General features: G+C 71.6%; 1 protein-coding gene. It reads right to left on the bottom strand.

From position 1 onward, the window contains the following. Window positions 1–963, bottom strand: a 963-nt coding sequence (locus tag Q9Q40_14980) for a PAS domain-containing methyl-accepting chemotaxis protein (GenBank protein ID MDQ7008523.1), incomplete at its 3' end; no start/stop codon positions are given. Window positions 964–1378: the final 415 nt, after the last annotated feature.

The raw sequence follows: 1378 nt of genomic DNA, 5'->3' as shown, positions 1-1378 counted from the left end.
GACACCGGCCCGGGCCTCCTGGTCGGCGCCGGCGACCGCCTCCGCCGCCTGCCTGGCGTTGGCGGCCACCTCCCGGGCGCTGACGGACATCTGGTTCATGCCGGCGGCCAGCATCGCAGTCTGCTCGTGCAGCAGCCGGGTGGCGGCCGCGGCCTCCCCCGTCGCCCGGTTCAGTCCCTCCGTGGTCTGACCCAGGGTGCGGGAGGCCTCCTCCATCCGTCCGGCGACGGCGATGGTCTCCGCCCTGGCGGCCTTCAGGGCCAGGCCGAGGGTGCCGAACTCGTCGGTACGGCCGGTATAGACATATTCGGCCAGCCTGCGGTCGGCATTGCCGATGGTCTCGCCCGCCCGTGCCACCAGTCGCTGCAGCGGGCGGGTGAGCAGACGGGCGCCGCCCCAGCCGAACCCGGCGGTGAGCGCCAGCGCGACCGCTTTCCATGCCATGGTGGTATCGACCACGCCGACCAGCAGCAGGGGCATCGCGCTCCCCAGGGAGAGGAGCCACAGGCGGAGGCGGAAAGAGGGGGTCGCCCGCAGCCGGCGCCGGCCCGACCCGCCCTCGCGGAGGCCGCGGTAGAGCGCCTCCGCGCGGCCCACCGCCTCCGCTTCCGGGCGGACCCGCACCGACTGGTACTCGACGGGCTCGCCGTCCCGGTACACCGGACTGGCGAAGGCATCCACCCAGTAGCGATCCCCGTTGCGGCAACGGTTCTTGACCATCCCGATCCACGGCCGGCCGGTCTTGAGCGTCTTCCACAGGTCCTCGAAGGCCGCCTGCGGCATGTCGGGATGACGGACGACATTGTGGCTCTTGCCGACCAGTTCCTCCTCGGGGAAGCCCGAGACCCGCAGGAAATCCGGGCTCACACTCTTGATGACGCCACTCAGCTCCGTGGTGGAGAGGATGATGTCGTCCTCGCGTACCGGCTCTTCGCGGCCGGTGACCGGCAGATTCAGTTTCATGTTTCCCACCTCCTGTCGAATGTCCGTCTCGTTGCCGGGATACCGGCCCCCATCCGCACCGGGGCCTGCGGGCCTCATACCGGATGGCGGCCCGCATCCCCGCCCACGGCGGTTTCACGTCGTGGGGGGCCCCTTCGCATCTCCAGGTCCGGCCCATGAAAAAAGGCGCTGGGGGCGGCGGTTCCGTCACCGCCGCCCCCAGCGCCTTCGCCTGCCGCGCCCGTCCGCGCGTCCGGCAAGGCCCTCCCGGGCTCGGTCCGTACCGGGGATGCGCCTCCCCGTGTGTGCTGGTTATCGGGCCTGCCGGCGTGGACTTCAGCCCGGCCGGCAGGCCAACTGAAGCGTTCGGTCTTGCCGCTCGCCGCGGTCCCGTCCGGGGCTCAGGACCCGGGCAACACCTGGCGAATCACCTTCA

Source organism: Acidobacteriota bacterium (assembly GCA_030949985.1).
Lineage (GTDB): Bacteria > Acidobacteriota > Polarisedimenticolia > J045 > J045 > JALTMS01.
The sequence above is the reverse complement of the archived record's forward strand: the minus strand, read 5'-3'. Positions and strand labels throughout refer to the sequence as shown.